At 68.8% G+C, this 16403-nt stretch carries 17 protein-coding genes; 5 read left to right on the top strand and 12 right to left on the bottom strand.

The features are described from left to right. The first annotated feature begins 77 nt into the window (after positions 1-77). Genes ACZ50Z_RS14540 through ACZ50Z_RS14550 form a run of 3 tightly spaced genes read left to right on the top strand, consistent with a single transcriptional unit; the run spans position 78 to position 3701 of the window. Positions 78-1115, top strand: a complete 1038-nt coding sequence (locus tag ACZ50Z_RS14540) for an enoyl-CoA hydratase/isomerase family protein (RefSeq protein ID WP_464484185.1) — start codon at positions 78-80, stop codon at positions 1113-1115. Positions 1116-1130: 15 nt separating this feature from the next. Then, positions 1131-1922 carry an enoyl-CoA hydratase gene (locus tag ACZ50Z_RS14545; protein WP_464484186.1) on the top strand — a complete coding sequence of 264 codons (792 nt, stop codon included), beginning with the start codon at positions 1131-1133 and terminating at the stop codon, positions 1920-1922. Between the two features lie 9 nt (positions 1923-1931). After that, positions 1932-3701, top strand: coding sequence for an alpha/beta hydrolase (locus tag ACZ50Z_RS14550; RefSeq protein WP_464484187.1), 1770 nt, complete (start codon positions 1932-1934; stop codon positions 3699-3701). Here the strand turns inward: ACZ50Z_RS14550 and ACZ50Z_RS14555 are convergent. Beyond that, positions 3698-4135 carry a rhodanese-like domain-containing protein gene (locus ACZ50Z_RS14555; RefSeq protein WP_464484188.1) on the bottom strand — a complete coding sequence of 146 codons (438 nt, stop codon included), beginning with the start codon at positions 4133-4135 and terminating at the stop codon, positions 3698-3700. The two genes, ACZ50Z_RS14550 and ACZ50Z_RS14555, sit on opposite strands and share 4 nt — an antisense overlap. Next, the gene (locus ACZ50Z_RS14560; protein WP_464484189.1) at positions 4132-4746 is read right to left on the bottom strand and encodes a cysteine dioxygenase; all 615 of its coding nucleotides are present in this window, start codon (positions 4744-4746) and stop codon (positions 4132-4134) included. Before ACZ50Z_RS14560 ends, ACZ50Z_RS14555 begins: the two co-directional genes overlap by 4 nt. A gap of 117 nt (positions 4747-4863) precedes the next feature. On the opposite strand from ACZ50Z_RS14560, the gene ACZ50Z_RS14565 reads away from it, so the two are divergent. After that, positions 4864-5319 carry a lipoprotein LpqV gene (locus ACZ50Z_RS14565; protein WP_464484190.1) on the top strand — a complete coding sequence of 152 codons (456 nt, stop codon included), beginning with the start codon at positions 4864-4866 and terminating at the stop codon, positions 5317-5319. Positions 5320-5420: 101 nt separating this feature from the next. Further along, positions 5421-6479, top strand: a complete 1059-nt coding sequence (locus ACZ50Z_RS14570) for a patatin-like phospholipase family protein (RefSeq protein WP_464484191.1) — start codon at positions 5421-5423, stop codon at positions 6477-6479. 25 nt (positions 6480-6504) lie between these two features. On the opposite strand, the gene ACZ50Z_RS14575 is transcribed toward ACZ50Z_RS14570, so the two are convergent. From ACZ50Z_RS14575 to ACZ50Z_RS14620, 10 genes are all read right to left on the bottom strand, one after another. Continuing rightward, positions 6505-7374, bottom strand: coding sequence for a patatin-like phospholipase family protein (locus ACZ50Z_RS14575; protein WP_464484192.1), 870 nt, complete (start codon positions 7372-7374; stop codon positions 6505-6507). A gap of 24 nt (positions 7375-7398) precedes the next feature. Further along, complete coding sequence (locus tag ACZ50Z_RS14580) at positions 7399-8286, bottom strand: class II glutamine amidotransferase (protein WP_464484193.1); 888 nt, start codon at positions 8284-8286, stop codon at positions 7399-7401. A 27-nt stretch (positions 8287-8313) separates the two neighbouring features. After that, entirely contained in the window at positions 8314-8787 is a 474-nt protein-coding gene (locus ACZ50Z_RS14585) for an SRPBCC family protein (protein ID WP_464484194.1), read from the bottom strand. 42 nt (positions 8788-8829) lie between these two features. After that, the gene (locus ACZ50Z_RS14590; RefSeq protein ID WP_464484195.1) at positions 8830-10461 is read right to left on the bottom strand and encodes a long-chain fatty acid--CoA ligase; all 1632 of its coding nucleotides are present in this window, start codon (positions 10459-10461) and stop codon (positions 8830-8832) included. 319 nt (positions 10462-10780) lie between these two features. Further along, positions 10781-11875: a YncE family protein gene (locus ACZ50Z_RS14595; protein WP_464484196.1), complete on the bottom strand. Its 1095-nt coding sequence runs from the start codon at positions 11873-11875 to the stop codon at positions 10781-10783. 396 nt (positions 11876-12271) lie between these two features. Beyond that, positions 12272-13033 (bottom strand): DUF427 domain-containing protein, encoded by a 762-nt coding sequence (locus tag ACZ50Z_RS14600; RefSeq protein ID WP_464484197.1) that lies wholly within the window; start codon positions 13031-13033, stop codon positions 12272-12274. 7 nt (positions 13034-13040) lie between these two features. Further along, a complete protein-coding gene (locus tag ACZ50Z_RS14605) occupies positions 13041-13313 on the bottom strand; it encodes a DUF6295 family protein (protein WP_464484198.1) in 273 nt (90 codons plus the stop codon). Between the two features lie 10 nt (positions 13314-13323). Next, entirely contained in the window at positions 13324-14079 is a 756-nt protein-coding gene (locus tag ACZ50Z_RS14610) for a dienelactone hydrolase family protein (protein ID WP_464484199.1), read from the bottom strand. A 19-nt stretch (positions 14080-14098) separates the two neighbouring features. Then, positions 14099-14896 carry a hypothetical protein gene (locus tag ACZ50Z_RS14615; protein ID WP_464484200.1) on the bottom strand — a complete coding sequence of 266 codons (798 nt, stop codon included), beginning with the start codon at positions 14894-14896 and terminating at the stop codon, positions 14099-14101. A gap of 97 nt (positions 14897-14993) precedes the next feature. Next, positions 14994-16205, bottom strand: coding sequence for a class I SAM-dependent methyltransferase (locus tag ACZ50Z_RS14620; RefSeq protein WP_464484201.1), 1212 nt, complete (start codon positions 16203-16205; stop codon positions 14994-14996). Between the last annotated feature and the right edge of the window lie 198 nt (positions 16206-16403).

Genomic DNA, 16403 nt, shown 5'->3' on the forward strand with positions numbered 1-16403 from the left:
TACCCGCGCAGACCGCGCCGGTCGTGACGATCTAGATTTCTTCCTCGAGGCTGGACCGACACAAGGGAGGCTAGGGCGTGACCGACGGATCCGACGAGGTTCTCACCGAGGTCGACGGAAACGTCGGCTTGATCACGCTCAACCGCCCCAAGGCGATCAACTCGCTGAATCAGCGGATGGTCGACGATCTGACGGCCATCCTCACCGGCTGGGCCGACGACGACGCGGTGCGCGCGGTGGTGCTTTCCGGCGCGGGTGAACGCGGATTGTGCGCTGGCGGCGACGTGGTCTCCATCTACCACAGTGCGCGCCAGGACGGGGCCGAGGCGCGGCGCTTCTGGCGCGACGAATATCTGCTCAACGCCCAGATCGCCGACTTCGCCAAGCCCTACGTCGCGGTGATGGACGGCATCGTGATGGGCGGCGGTGTGGGTGTCAGCGCGCACGCGAACACCCGGGTGGTGACCGATACCTCCAAGATCGCCATGCCCGAGGTCGGCATCGGCTTCATCCCGGACGTCGGCGGGGTGCACCTGCTCTCGCGCGCGCCCGGCGGGCTGGGGCTGCACGCCGCGCTGACCGGAGCGCCGTTCTCCGGAGCCGACGCCATCGCCATGGGGTTCGCCGATCACTACGTGCCGCACGCAGACGTCGACGCATTCCGCCGGGCGATCGTCGGCGACGGCGTCGAGAACGCGCTCGCCAAATACGCCGTCGAGGCGCCACCGAGTGAGCTTGCGGAACAACGTGATTGGATCGACGACTGCTTCGCGCGCGACACCGTCGAGGACATCGTCGCGGCCCTTCGGGGCCACGGCGCCGGCCCCGCGAACGATGCCGCCAACCTGATCGCCACCCGCTCCCCGATCGCATTGTCGGTGACGCTGGAGGCCGTACGGCGCGCGGCGCACCTGGAAACGCTGAAAGACGTTCTCGTCCAAGACTATCGGGTGTCCTCGGCCTCGTTGCGCTCACACGACCTGGTCGAGGGAATTCGCGCGCAGCTGATCGACAAGGATCGCAATCCGAAGTGGTCGCCGGCGCAGCTGGCCGCCGTCGCGGCGGCCGACGTCGAGGCGTATTTCGCCCCGGTCGACGACGACCTGAGGTTCTAGAAAGGCGACTTAAAAATGACGGACGCATCCTCCAACACCTTTGAGACCATCCTCGTCGAGCGCGAGGACCGCGTCGGCATCATCACCCTGAACCGACCGAAGGCCCTCAACGCGCTGAACACCCAGGTGATGAACGAAGTAACCCGTGCGGCAGCGGATTTCGACGACGACCCCGGCATCGGGGCCATCATCATCACCGGATCGGCCAAAGCATTCGCCGCCGGCGCCGACATCAAGGAGATGGCCGAGCTGACGTTCGCCGACGCCTTCGGCGCCGACTTCTTCGCCCCCTGGGGCAGGCTCGCCGAGGTTCGCACCCCGACGATCGCCGCGGTGGCCGGGCACGCGCTGGGCGGCGGCTGCGAGCTGGCCATGATGTGCGACCTGCTGATCGCCGCCGACACAGCGAAATTCGGCCAGCCCGAGATCAAGCTCGGTGTGCTGCCCGGCATGGGCGGCTCGCAGCGTCTGACCCGCGCCATTGGCAAGGCCAAGGCCATGGACCTCATCCTGACCGGGCGCACCATCGACGCCGCCGAAGCCGAACGCAGCGGGCTGGTGTCGCGCGTGGTGCCCGCCGACGACCTGCTGACCGAGGCCAAGGCCGTCGCCACCACGATTTCGCAGATGTCGCGATCGGCGTCCAGGATGGCCAAAGAGGCCGTCAACCGCGCGTTCGAATCCACGCTGACCGAGGGACTTCTCTACGAACGACGGCTGTTCCACTCGACTTTCGCAACCGAGGACCAGTCGGAGGGGATGGCGGCCTTCGTCGAGAAGCGCCCGCCGAACTTCACCCACCGCTAGGACGCTTCCATGAGCGAACCGGGTTCCGCGACGAATATCGACGCCGGCGACCAGCCGGTGGACGACACCGGCGCGCACACCGGTGTCGCGACCGAACCCGAACCCCGTCCGCCGGCGCCGGAAACCCCCGAGCCGCGGCCGGGCAAAAAGCCTTGGTGGGTCAGGCATTACACGTTCATGGGCACGACGGTCGGCCTGGTCTTCATCTGGTTCTCCATGACGCCGTCGCTGTTGCCGCGCGGTGCGATCTTCCAGGGACTCGTCAGCGGGATCTCGGGGGCGATCGGCTACGGGCTGGGCGTTTTCACCGTGTGGCTGTACCGGTACTTGTGGGCCAAGCCGTCCAGCCCGCCACCGCCGCGCTGGGCGTGGAAGGTCCTGATCCCGGTCGCCGTGGTGGGCCAGGTACTCATGGCGATCTGGTTCCACGTCTGGCAGGACAGCGTGCGCGACCTGATGGGCGTGGCGCACCTGAAGTGGTACGACTACCCGGTGGCGGCGGTGCTCTCGGTGATCGTCCTGTTCACCTTCGTCGAAATCGGCCAGTTCACCCGCTGGCTGGTCCGCTTCCTGGTCAACCAGGTCGACCGGATCGCGCCGTTTCGCCTCTCGGCGACCATCGTGGTGACCCTGCTGGTCGTGCTGACCATCGCCGTGCTCAACGGCGTCGTGCTCAAGTTCGCGATGCGCACGATGAACAACACGTTCGCCACGACGAACAACGAGATGAACCCGGACAGCGCGCCGCCGAAGACCCCGCTGCGCTCCGGGGGTCCCGAGTCGCTGGTGTCCTGGGAATCCCTTGGCCACCAAGGGCGCATCTTCATCGAGGGCGGTCCCAAGGTCGACGACCTGACCAAGTTCAATGGCGCCCCGGCGGCCGAGCCGATCCGCGCCTACGCCGGACTGAACTCGGCCGACGGCCTCACCGCCACCGCCGAACTCGCCGCGCGCGAGTTGCAGCGCACCGGCGGGCTGCGGCGCGCCGTCGTCGCGGTCGCGACCACCACCGGCACCGGCTGGATCAACGAGGCCGAGGCCACCGCGCTCGAGTACATGTACAACGGCAACACCGCGATCGTCAGCATGCAGTATTCGTTCCTGCCGAGCTGGCTGTCGTTCCTGGTGGACAAGGAGAACGCCCGGCACGCCGGCCAGGCGCTGTTCGAAGCCGTCGACCGGCTGATCCGCCAGATGCCGGAAGGGCAACGCCCCAAGCTGGTCGTGTTCGGCGAAAGCCTCGGCTCCTTCGGCGGCGAGGCGTCGTTCATGAGCCTGAACAATCTGCTCGCCCGCACCGACGGCGCTCTGTTCAGCGGGCCGACATTCCAAAACACCATCTGGACCGACCTGACCACCACGCGGGACACCGGCTCCCCCGAATGGCTGCCGATCTACGACGACGGCCGTTACGTCCGCTTTGTGGCCCGCGCCGGCAACTTGGCACGCCCCAAGGATCCGTGGGACCACCCGCGGGTGGTCTATCTGCAGCACGCCTCGGACCCCATCGCCTGGTGGACCCCGGACCTGGTCTTCAGCAAGCCCGACTGGCTGCGGGAGCGGCGCGGCTATGACGTGTTGCCCCAGACGCGGTGGATACCGGTCGTCACCTTCCTCCAGGTGTCGGCCGACATGGCCGTGGCCGTCGACGTCCCCGACGGGCACGGTCACCGGTACGTCGCCGACGTCGCCGACGGCTGGGCGGCGGTGATGTCGCCGCCCGGCTGGACGCCGGACAAGACGGCCAAGCTGCGGCCGCTGCTGCACGCCGGCGACTAGATCCAGCGGCGGGCGCCCGCAGCCGTGTCCGCCAGCGGGGCCCCGACCGCGCCGCCGGCCAGTTGGGTGAGGACGCCCGCGCCGGCCAGCGCGTGATAGCCACCGATGACGTCGGTGGCGCGGTGCAGCCCGATGTCCAGCAGCGCGGCCGCGGCCAGGCTGGAGGTGTAGCCCTCCGAGCACAGGATCACCCATTCGACGTCGTCGCCGACGGCTTCGGGCAGTTTGGCCTCGCTGGTGGGGTCGCAGCGCCACTCCAGGACGTTGCGTTCGATCACCAGCGCGCCGGGCACCTCGCCCTCGCGGACCCGCTGCGCCTGGGGTCGGATGTCGACGAGTACCGCGCCGCGGCGCAGCGCGTCGGGCACCTCGGTGGCGGGCAGGCGGCGATACCGGCGCCGGGCGGACCTCAAGACGACGTCGATGCGGCTCACGGCGATCCTTCCGGCTGGTCGGTCAGTTCGGTGCGTTGCCGGCGCAATGTGTTGCGGTCGGTGACGTCGTAGTAGGACATGGCGGTCAAGGGTGGCGAGTACGCGTGCACGCTCAGGGTCGGCTGCGCCGGCGCGGAGCTCGCGCCCGGCAACCCCGTGACCGGCACGGTGACCGGCCGCGGCGCCCACACCACGTCGTGCACCCAGCCCAGCGGGAACCCGGCCTGATCGCCGGCGTCGAGCCGACGGCGTCGCAAAACGCTACCGTCCCAACGGTATTCGCTGAGCGAGCCGGACACGACGGTCAGCGCGCCCAGCGACCCGCCGTGGTCGTGCAACTCCGTCGGATGCCCGGGCACCCAGCTGATGAGCCAGATGTCGAGTTCCTCGTCGCCGTGGATGCGGGTGAACCAGCGCTGCGCCTCGGGGATGCCGCCCTCGGGCAGCAGGTGATCGCAGCGCCCGCTGAGCACATCATCGGCGGCCTGGTCGGTGGCGTGCAGCAGGTCAGGCACCCGCAGCCGGGTCGGGCCCGCGGACGGGGACGACAGGATTCGGGGGCGCGTGACCGCGGCGGTGACGGGCGCTGCCCCGGCAAGGGACAAAGTCATGGGGAGGAACTCCAGAGCGGAAAAAGGTTCGGACAGGCGGCGGCGTGTTACGGCCGACAACACTCGCAAAATCCGAAGCGCTCCATCACGGCAGCCAGTGTTGCATAGATTGAGACCGTGCGCTGGCGCGGTGGTCGACCCCGGCGGCGGGGCGCGGTGGTTGCCGCGGCCCCCGTGGTGGCCGTCCTGGTGGCGGTCGTGGGCTGCTCGCAGGGCGACCACCAGGGCGCCCCGGCACCCTCGTCGGCGCGGCAATCGGACCGCGCCGGCGCCCCGGGCAAGGCACCCGCGGGAGCCATCGGCCTGTCCCCCGGCGGCGTGACGACCAGGGTCGACGTTCCCGCGCACTCGACCGAAGAGGAGTACTACCAGGCCTGTCACGCCGCCAAAGTGTGGATGGACGGCCAGCCCAAGACGGGTGCGTCGCTGTTCGAGCCCTATTTGGCGATGGTCCAGGCGTCGCCGTCGGGCACGGCGGGCAGCTGGAATGCCCCCTGGTCGGCGTTGACCCCGGCCCGGCAGGCGGCCGTGATCGTCGCCGCGCGGGCGGCGGCCAACGACGAATGCGGGTAGAGCGCCGCACCCGGGCACCGCGCCCGCGGCGTAATTACGATCACGGCTGAAAAAAGTCCCCGCGCGGCCCGGCGGAAGGCTCCGCCGCGCAAAATGGTGGGGTGCCTGACGAACTTCCGCGTCGATCGGCACCGACTCGGGTGGCACTCGCGCTCGGCAGCGGTGGCGCCCGCGGCTACGCCCACGTCGGGGTGATCGAGGCGCTGCGTGCACGCGGCTATGAGGTCGTCGGCGTCTCCGGGTCATCGATGGGCGCGCTGGTCGGCGGCCTGCACGCGGCCGGGCGGCTCGACGAGTTCTCCGAGTGGGCGAAGTCCCTGACCCAGCGCACCATTCTGCGGCTGCTGGACCCGTCGATCAGCGCGGCCGGCGTGATGCGCGCCGGGAAGATCCTGGACGCGGTGCGCGACATCCTGGGCCCGGTCGCCATCGAAGACCTGCGGATCCCCTACACCGCGGTGGCGACCGACCTGCTGGCGGGCAAGTCGGTGTGGTTTCAGCGCGGCCCCGTCGACGAGGCGATCCGGGCGTCGATCGCCATCCCGGGGGTGATCGCGCCGCACGCGGTCGACGGGCGGCTCTTGGCCGACGGCGGCATCCTGGATCCGCTGCCGATGGCCCCGCTCTCGGCCGTCAACGCCGACCTGACGATCGCGGTGAGCCTGTCCGGCAGCGAGGCGATCACCACCCGCGAAGCGGAGCCGGGGGCCACCGTCGAATGGTTGACCCGCATGGTGCGCAGCACCTCCGCGCTGCTCGACACGGCCGCCGCCCGCTCGCTGCTGGACCGGCCGACCGCCCGGGCGGTGCTGAGCAGGCTGGGCGGGCCCGGTGGCGAGCCGGACGACTGGTCGGAGAATCCGGGGGAGGAGCAACTGCCGGCCGACGTCGACGCCGGTGCGGTGTCCGATGTGCCGAAATTGGGCAGCTTCGAGGTGATGAACCGGACGATTGACATCGCCCAGGCCGCGCTGGCGCGTCACAGCCTGGCGGTCTATCCGCCCGATCTGCTCATCGAGGTTCCGCGCTCGACGTGCCGGGCGCTGGAGTTTCACCGGGCGGTGGAGGTGATCGCCACCGGCCGGGCGCTCGCGGACGACGCCCTGGATTCTTTGGAAGCCGGCCGCGACGACGCCGCCCCGCCCGCGATCGACCGCTAAAGCGATTGCGCGGCAAGCGAACCCGTCACAAGCCGAGGAACCGGGCGATGGCCGGGGCCTCGCGGCGGCCCTGCTCGCGCCCGGCCAGGGCCGAGGGGATGCGGCAGCCCGGATCCAAGGCGTTGGACCCGAAGGCGGCCAGCGATTCGGCGTCGGCGAACACCGCGAACGCCGCGCCGGCGAACGAGGAGATCTCGGCGGCCGGCCCGGCGCCGAACGGCGAGGGCGCGTCGACACCCGAGGGCACCAGCACCACCGCGACATCGCAGTCGGCGGCCACCACGAGGTTGACCGAGCTGGCCACCCCGCCGTCCATGTAGTGGCGGTCGGCGATCGTCACCGGGGGCCACGCCCCGGGCACGGCGCAGCTGGCCGCCACCGCGTCGACGAGGTCGACTCCCGACTCGCGGTCGAAGACGGTCAGTTCGCCGGTCGCGACGTCGATGGCGGTGAGCCGCAACGTCCGCTCGGGCCAGTCGTGCGACGGCAGGCGCTGCGCAATCACCTGGCGGCGCACCGGCGCGGGAACGGTTTCGGTGGCCAGGGCGACGGCCCCGATCCGCCGCATCTGTTGGCGGGTCTTGTCCAGCGGCTCCTCGTACGGGGCGGCGAGGGCTCTCAGGAACAGTTCGGTGATGGTGTCCACGTCGACGCCGGAATCGATTTCGGCTGACGTCTGCGCGACTTGCCGGTCGAACAGTTCGTCCAGGGTGTGGCCGCTGCTGAGCTGCGCGGCGACCGCCGAGCCCGCCGACGTCCCGACCAGCACATCCGACTCGATCAACGCCCGGGCCGCCGCCGGCGACTCGTCGGCGACGCCCTGCAGAACACCTGTCTCCCAGGCGATTCCCGCGATCCCTCCACCCGCCAGCACCAGGGCGCGTTTGTTCGTCACGCCCACCAACTCTGCCAAACGGTTTCAGACCAGCCGACGGGTGCTCGGCAGCGCGTGTTGGGAGTCCTCCACCGGCACGCTCAGGTCCTCGCGGCGCAACAGCTTCCTGGGCGGATCGGGCAGCACCAGGGTGCGGGTGATGCGCAGCCCGGCGTCGACGTGAATAAGCTCCCCCGGCTCGAGCAGGCGCCAGCGCGGGTCGCCGTCCATGCGTTCGGTGGCGAACACCACCGACGACCGGGTGCACAGGTGCTCCGATCGCGCGTGAATTCGTATGGTGTGCAAGTCGAATTCGGGATCCTGGGACGCACCGTCGGATCGATCCAGGATGTAGAGCTCGTGGGTGTGTGGGTAACGCAGCGCCCACATGTCGGTGGCCGTGCTCAGCAGCACGTTGACCGCGTAGATCGGGACGTGCTCGGCGAGCCATCGCATGGCGTCGACGAGGCCCGCGGTGATGTCGCCGCCGCGGGCCCGGATCGCGCCGGTGATCAACGCGAACACCCGCTCGGAGTCGGTGTCGCCCAGGACCAAGTCGTCGGTGCCGAGTTCACGCAGCCGCTCGTCGATGATGTCCAGGCCCTCGAGGACGCCGTTGTGCGCGAAGATCCGCCCGTCCTGCAGGAACGGGTGGGTGTTGCGGATGTCGAGCGATCCGGTGGTCGCGTAGCGGACGTGGGCGATGACGGTGGTGCCCGTCATCCGGTGCGCCTCGGTCGCGAATGCCGCGTCCTGCCAGGCCGCGATCGGCTCCTTGTAGAGGTGCGGCACCGCGTGCTCGTCGAAGATGCCCAGGCCGGTGCCGTCCGGGTTTCGCCGGCTCTGTTCGGACAGGCTGTCCGGAGCGTCCAGCAGCCAGAAGGTTGCGGTGCACGCGTGCGTACCGGCGTGCAGGCCAAAGAGTCGGCACATGCCTTCAAACCGTAATGGTTTACGGCCTCAGCTCGTCAGCAAGGCGGACAGGTTGGCCAGCGCCCGCCGCGCGTAGCCCTTCCACATCCTGCCCAACAGCGGCAGCGCCCAGGCCGTTCGCGGCGATTTCGGGTGAATGTCCCAGCGCCAGGTGATCTCGGTACCGTTGCCTGCCGGGGTGAAAATCCATTCGCCCACAACGTGATCGACCAGCAGCGCCATCGGCCCGGTGACCTCGCAGAGCCGGTAGCCGAACGACCGGGGCGCCTCGACGCTGGTCAGCTCCTCGCGCATGGTGGCGCCGCCGGCCAGGTGCACGATGCGGGTCTGGCCCGCCGCGTCCCAGGCGCCCGTCTGCCCGCGCACGTCCCGGATCGGCGGGAAGGGGCCGTACCAGCGGTTGAAGAGCGTGGGCAGCGGCATCGGCAGCGTCCGGTCGAACGCGTCATGTACCGCGACCGGTGCGACGACGGATTGGTCGACGGCGAGTGAATGTGTCACTGTCTCAAGCCTTTCCGTGCGGTTGCCCGCGAGCCGCTTCCTTCAGTCGCGCGCTTCGATCACCTGGTAGCCGTCGTCGGCATAGCGCGACCGGATGGCTTTCTTGTCGTACTTGCCGACGCTGGTGCGCGGGATCTCGTCGGCGAACGTCCACCGCTCGGGCAGCCACCATCGAACGACCTTGTCCGCGAGGAAGGTTCGCAACTGCTCCGCGCTGACCGACGCGCCCTGCTTGGCCACGATCACCGCGAGGGGGCGTTCCTCCCAACGTTCGTCGGGCACGCCGACCACCGCGGCCTCGACCACATCGGGGTGTCCGATGAGCGCGTTCTCCAGGTCGACCGAGGAGATCCATTCCCCGCCGGATTTGATGACGTCCTTGGCCCGGTCGGTCAGGGTAACGAAGCCGCGGCCGTCGATGCGTCCCACGTCCCCGGTGCGCAGCCAGCCGGAGTCGAACTTCGACTCGTCGTGCCCCAGGTAGTAGGAGCCGGCGATCCACGGTCCGCGGACCTCCACCTCCCCCACGGCGGCGCCGTCGTTGGGCAGCACCTGGCCGTCGTCGTCGACGATCCGCATCTCCACCCCGCAGACCGGTTGTCCCTGGGTGCCGCGGAAGGCCCAGTGCTGGTCCTCCGGAGTGCCCGGCGGCGGCCAGGCCATGGTCGCCAACGGCGAGGTCTCCGTCATGCCCCACAGCTGCCGGATCTGTACGTCGTGCTTTTCCTCGAAGGTGCGCATCAGCGACACCGGGACGGCCGAGCCGCCGCAGACCACCAGCCGCAGCGACGACATGTCGTGGTCAGGATCGTCCTCGAGGTGGTGCAGGACGGCGTTCCAGATCGTCGGCACCGCCCCGGTCACGGTGGGCCGCAGCTGTTCGACCATGCCGACCAGCGACCGCGGGTCGAGGTGGCGATCGGGCAGCGCCAGGTCGGCGCCGGCCATCAGCGCGGCGTACGGCAGGCCCCAGGCGTTGGCGTGAAACATCGGCACGATCGCCAGCACGCTGTCGACGGCCCCGACCCCGATGCCGTTGGTGGTGCACGCGCCCATCGTGTGCAAATAACTCGAACGATGGGTGTAGACAACGCCTTTCGGGTTGCCGGTGGTGCCGCTGGTGTAGCACATCGCCGCCGCGGAGTTCTCGTCGATGTGCGGCCAGTCGAATTCGGTCGACTCCTCGCCGAGGACCTCGGCGTAATCCAGCACGGTCTTGCCCGACTTCCGCAGCGGTTCGGTGTCACCCTCCCCGACGGCGATCACGGTGTGCACGGTCTCGAGGCTGGGCAGCACCGGCGCGAGCAGTTTGATCAGCGAGGCGTCGACCAGCACCACCTGGTCTTCGGCTTCGTTGGCGACATAGGCAATCTGTTCGGGGAACAGGCGGATGTTCAGGGTGTGCAGAACGGCGCCCATCGAGGGCACCGCGAGGTAGGCGGCCAGGTGCTCGGTGTTGTTCCACATGAACGTCGCCACCCGCTGGTCACCGGTGACCCCGAGCCGACGCAGCCCATTCGCCAGCTGGGCGGCCTGGCCGCCCAGTTCCCGATAGCTCGTCGTGTGGTAGCCGTTCCCGGTGGCCGTGGTGACGGTGCGGTCCCCGTGGACGCCGCAGCCGTGGCGCATGATCGCGGTGATCGTCAACGGATAGTCCTGCATCGTGCCGTCCATTGATGTACCGCCTTACCCTCCGCGCGGCACGGTTCGTGCCATTCCGCCGACCGCTTCCCACCCTAAGCCCGAATTCGGCAATCGTGATAGGCGTCACCCGAGCCGGTGGCCGGGGACGTGGATCTCGTTCGGCCGGCACGGCTTTGGGATGGCTCCTGCGGCCCGGAGTTTCCGACGCCCAACGTCGGTTGAGTGTGCGTACTGGGCTTTGAGTGTGAACGCTGGGCGGCGACACGCCGATGATCGCCGCCCAGGATTCACACGCGAGGGCGAGGATTCACACTCTGGGCGCGAGGCGGCCGCGTGCCGCGGCGAGGCTCTAGGCCAGCGCCGGCTCCCACTGGGGCACATCGAGCAGCCAGCCGGCGGCCGGTGCGTCCGGGTGTTCCGCGTCGCCGCGGTGCGGCGCCGGGCCCGTGGCGATCCGGGCGGCAGTGACCACCCCGGCGTAGTCGGCGACATACAGGTGGCTGCCGTCGGGGCTTTCCAGCACGCACGACGGGTTCTGGGTCACCGTGACCACGCCGATGGCGTCCAGCGTGCGGGTGCCCAGGACCGTGACGCGGTCGTCGCTGACCAGGTAGGCCCGCTCGCCGTCGCGGCTCAGCGTCATCCGGGCCAGCGGCCCGGCGATCTCGTTGATCTTGTGCGTCTTGACGATTTTGTTCGCGCGGGTGTCGATGACGTCGAGCACCGAGCCCACCACCGGGCCGCAACTTGCCACATACGCCGTGGCGCCGTCGTTGCTCAGCGCCACATCGCGGACGGGCAGGCCGAGTTCGATGCTGCCGACGACGCGCGAGCGGCCGCCGACGCGGTCGCCGTCGGATCGGGTGCGGGTTTCGACGACGGCGAGGCCGCCCCCGTTCGGGCCGTTGATCCCGACGTAGAGCCGCCGCCCGTCGGCGCTGGCCCGCACGCAGGCGGTGGTCGTCCCGGCTGCGGTGGCCAGTTCGATCACCTCGAGCTCGCCCGTGGTGGTGTCCAGTACCGTCACGTCGGCGCCGCGAACGGCATTGCGGCTGGCGTAGAGGTATCTTCCGTCGCGGCTCACCGTCAGGTCGCTCACGCTGTGCGCGAGCCGGTGCGTGGCGATCCGCCAGTTCGTGACGACGTCGATGACCTCGATGGCGTCATACGCGGCGGTGGCCGTGCTCACGTAGGCGTAGTTCGCGTCCGCGCTGCTCATCGCGACGGCGGACGGCTCGCTGAGGCCGGCGATGGTGCTCGAGACGCGCAGGGTGTGGGCGTCGATGACCGACACCGCGTCGCGGCCATAGTTCGTGACGAGCAGCCGGCGCCCGTCACCGCTGAGGTCCATGTCGCTGATCGGGCCGTGGCGCACCGGGACTCGCACCACCGCGGTGTCGTCGACCTCGAATCCCGCCATCGTCGGGTCGTATGCATCACTCACGCTGGTACCGCCTTTGCTGTGTTCGTCGGCCCTGGTGGCCAAAGTGACGACGTCGCACGCATGCGACGAATTGGCCTCCGGATCCACCGGCTTTCAGCACCGAAAGGCGCTGACGAGACTGGTTTTCGGTAGTCTACTGACCAAAATTCGCCTCAAAGCAGTTCAAAATGCTCGACGTTAGCTACGTCACTTCGCGCACTCAGGTTCTGCTCAGACTTCCAATCACGCTGTATCGCAGTCGCTTACCCGTAGCGAAACGCATGCAAACCCCCTTCCGGCGGATTTTGCCTATGCCGCTAACATCTCGCGTTTCCGCTACATCGGGGCTTTAGTAAGGAAATCTCAGGATTTGCCGCCGACGAGGCGAATATCACATCGCCCGCCTCGCCGTCGCCGCTAGCTGAACTGCGTCTGCGGCCGCGGCAACCTGGCCCCGTCGACGACGATGTCGAGTTTCTCGTTGTAGAAGGCGATCAGACCGGCGATCTGACCGACCGCGGGCAGCGGATAGTGGTAGGTCCATGCCAGGTCCTCGTGCACGACGTCACCCACGCGCACCGACCAATAGCCCGACGTCGTTCCCTTGTAGGGGCACAACGTCTGTGTGCTGCTGGGTTGCAGGCGCTCGAAGTCGACGTCGGTAGGATCGATGTAATACCTTGTGGGCAAGCCCGTTTCGAACAACAAAACCGGAGAACCGGTGTCCGCCAGAGTGATTCCGTCGAGTTCCACCCGGACGTGGCGGTGCGATCGCAGGGCGTCGACGCGCGCATAGGGGTTGCGGGGGTGGCCGTAGATCGGCTCGTCTTCTTCGAACCAGCGCAACGGATTCCATTCGAACCGTACGGTACCGGCCAGCGGGCCGTCGCCGTCGGCGTCGAACACCCGCGCGGCGGACTCGTGCGTCTGGCCCCCGCCCACCAGGGCATGCAACCGCGACGGGCCGAATTGGACTGTCTGAGGGTGGTTTTCGTCGCGCAGAAACTCGGTGCGGACGTCGGCCAGCGGAATGTAGTACTGCGGGTAGTAGGGGACCTCCCACACGTATCGGGCGGCCGTGGTGTCAAAGAGCAGTGCGTCGCCGAGGAAGCCACGGACGCGGCGGGGCGCGGGTTCGATCCTGCCCCGCGCGGCGGCCATCTGCGGATAGTCAGTCATGGTCGGCCTATTGATCCTTGGAGGCCAGCCCGGCCGGCGCGTGGGCGATCGCTTTCCGGATGGCGTCGGCCAACGCCAGGGCGCTCTCCTCGGTCAGTTCCAGCGCCACCCGCGCCGACGGCCCGAGCCGGGGGTTGATCACGTCGATGTTGACCGTGTGGCCGTAGGGCGCGTGGACGGGGTGGTCGACGTACACGGTCGCGCGGTCGGCGCCGAACCATCCGGTGGCGCCCTTGCCGCTGCCGTCGATCTCGACGTGTTCGGTGAGATAGGTGCACACGGGCAGATACCTAGCCTTTCAGGTGGATGGCGAAGAATTCGTCGATGCGCCGCCACCCGTCCACCGCCGCTTCCGGGCGGTACGCCGGCCGGTCGACGGAGAAAAAGGAATGCCCCGCCCCCTCATAAGAGTGGAACTCGTGCGGCTTGTTCAGCGTGTTGAGCTCGGCGTCCAGGGCGGCCACCCCTTCGGGGGCGGGGAAGCGGTCGTCGAGCCCGAACAGACCCAGCAGCGGACAGCTCAGGTTCGCGGCCAGATTCAGGATCGGCTGCATGGTCTTGGGCATGCCCTCAGGCGGATCCTCGACGATGAAGGCGCCGTAGCAGTCCACCGCCGCGTCGAAAGGCAGCGAGCATGCCGCCAGGTATGCGTGCCGCCCGCCCGAGCAGTGTCCGATGACACCGACCCTGCCGTTGGCGCCGGGCAGGCTGCGCAGCTGCTCGACCGCGCCCGCGACGTCGCCGACCAGTCGCTCGTCGGGCACCCCGCCGGCCGCCCGCGCCGCGGCGGCCGCGTCGTCGGGTGCGGCGCCCGGGGCCTCGCGCGAGTAGAGGTTCGGCGCGACGGTGTGGTAGCCGCTGACGGCGAGCCGGCGGACGAATTCCTTGGTTTCCCGGTCGTATCCGGGCATGTGGTGAATCCACACCACGCCCCCGCGCGACCCCGGCGCCAGCGGCACGGCCTGGTAGGCCTCGATCTGGTCGCCGCCGTGACCGGTGATGGTGATCGTCTCCGCACGGATGGCGTCGGGGCCGGGTGCGTTCATCGCCACTCCTTTTCGGGGTTCAGTGCCGCTTGTCGCGCACCTTGTACGTCGACGGCCACGACTTGCGGGACTCGTCTCCGGTCAACGGGGTTCCCATCCCGCCGACCTTGACGGCGTACGCCTCCTTGCCCGGGCCCACCTCACGGTTGGCGTGTTCGGTGGCGAGGAAGTACAGCTCGTCGATGGTGGCCTCGTCGTAGGCGACGAACGAGGTTTCCCGCGCCACGTCGTCGATCCCCACCATCATCCGGTCGGGCAGCAGCCGCGACGCCACCGCGGCCAGGCCCAGCAGACCGAAGGGGATGATCCAGTAGCACAGGAACGACAGCGGGGTCTTGGTGTCCAGGATCAGGGCGGAGGTCGTCCCCGCGCGGCGTTGCACGATCGACGGAATGGCCGAGGACACCGTCATGGCAGCGAACGTCGCGACCCAGACCCAGCCGAGGGTTTTGACGATGCGGGCGAAGAGCTCGGTTTTGACGACGTCGGAAGGGTGTTCGGCCGCGGCGAACTCGGCCACGAACGGCTTGCCGACCAGCATCCCGACCAGCGTCACCAGGAAGATCCCGGCGTCGCTCAGCGTCAGTATCCACCGCTCGAGGAACGACTGGCTGAGCGTGAAGCTCAGCACGGCAAGGATCAAAAACACTGCGACAGAAGCGAAATCAAAGAACTGCCAACGCCTGCCCGCCACGCCGCCCAGGCCGAGGCTGGCGGCGGCGACCGCCAGCGCGACCAGCACGGCGGCGGCGAAAGGGACGTTTCCGACAAGGACCCAGTACACAATCCACGGCGCGAGACCGAACAGCATGCCCATGCTGGGTCAGTGTATGGATGGCGCGTTGCGGCGCGGTCGGCGGCAGGGCCAAAGCCTTGGTCCGGTCGTAACGCGCGTCCCGCAACCGATCTCGGTGCTAGTCCGGCGACGTCGTGTTCAGTGCCATCGCCAGGAAGTCGAGACGCCACAGCGAGCGGAACAGCGCAAGCCCGAACTCCCGCTTCTCCCGGTTGCCCTGGGCCACCTCGTCGACAATCTCTGCGATGGTGCGCCGCCCGTCGACGTGCTGGACAAAAGGCAGCTGAGCCGCGGTGAGCTTCAGCTTCGCGCCGGGCAGGTGGATCTGGTCGCCGGACACCAGGCAGGCCGTGCGCGGCGCGGGGACGTAATCGAGGGACGACGCCGTCGAGAAGTCGATCGCATAGTCCTGTGTGGGCCGTTCCGGACGACAGGCGAGGAAGAAGTGCGTGGCGTTGGCCGGTTGCAGGCGTTCCATCACCGACCACAGCGTGGGGTCGGGTAACCGGTTCAGCAGCGACTGGAACGGGCCCGCCGCCGGAGCGACGAACGCGTCATGTGGGTAGTACGGCGCGTTGCGCAGCCAGCCCTGGAACGCGAGCCCGGCGGCGCCGACCAGGTCCAGGCATTCCTCGACGGTGTAGCTGCGTTGGCGGGCGTGCAAGAAGGTGTCGACCAGCGCCCCGTCCGAGAGCAGGTCACGCGCGCCCTGCAGGTAGGGGCGCACGGGGTGGTCGGCCGGTAGCGCCGCCACCGCCTCCTTGACCAGCTGCACCGACGCGTCGTCCTGCAAGAGTCCGAGGTCGCGAAACGCCGATTCGAGCAGCTCGACGCCGAAGCGGCCGTATTTGGCGTAGAGCATGACGCCAAGGGCCCCGTCGCGCCGCAGGCATCCGCCGAGCGCTTTGAGCCCGGCCAGCGGGTCCGCCATGTGGTGCAACACGCCTGTGGAGACGATGAGGTCGAAGTCGCGTGACAGCGCCGAGACGTCCTCGATGGCCAGCAGCCGCAGTTCCAGGTTGGCCAGCTGGTGCTTGTCTTTGAGGTACTGCTGGTGATCCAGCGCGGTTTGGCTGACGTCGATCGCGACCACCTTGGCGGCGCGGTTCATGAAGGCGAACACGGCGGCCTGGAAGGTGCCGCACCCCGCGATGAGGATGTCGAGATCCGGCTTGTAAGCGCGGTCGGGCCACAACACTCGGTGCGCCCAGAACGGATCGAACCAATCCCAATGGTTCTTGGTCCATGCGTCGAGATCGGTTACCGGGGGCGGATATTCCCAGCGATCGTATTGGCGGGAGACACGGTCCGCCCGCGGATCCTCGGACACCTTCGCGCTGGCTCCTTCGCGGTGACGGCTCGCACAACGGTCCCGAACAACGTACTGCGCACGGCGTGTTTCGGCAGCGCTGAATGCGGGCGCAAACGTGCTCTGCTTGAGCGCCACCGGCAGTCGGGTATTGACTGCGCGGCGCGGAGGTCTTGGGATCGCGGGTTGGCGGTGGGCGCGATTGTTTGTGCAGCCCGA

The organism is Mycobacterium sp. NTMscope_MAC_269 (assembly GCF_976985695.1).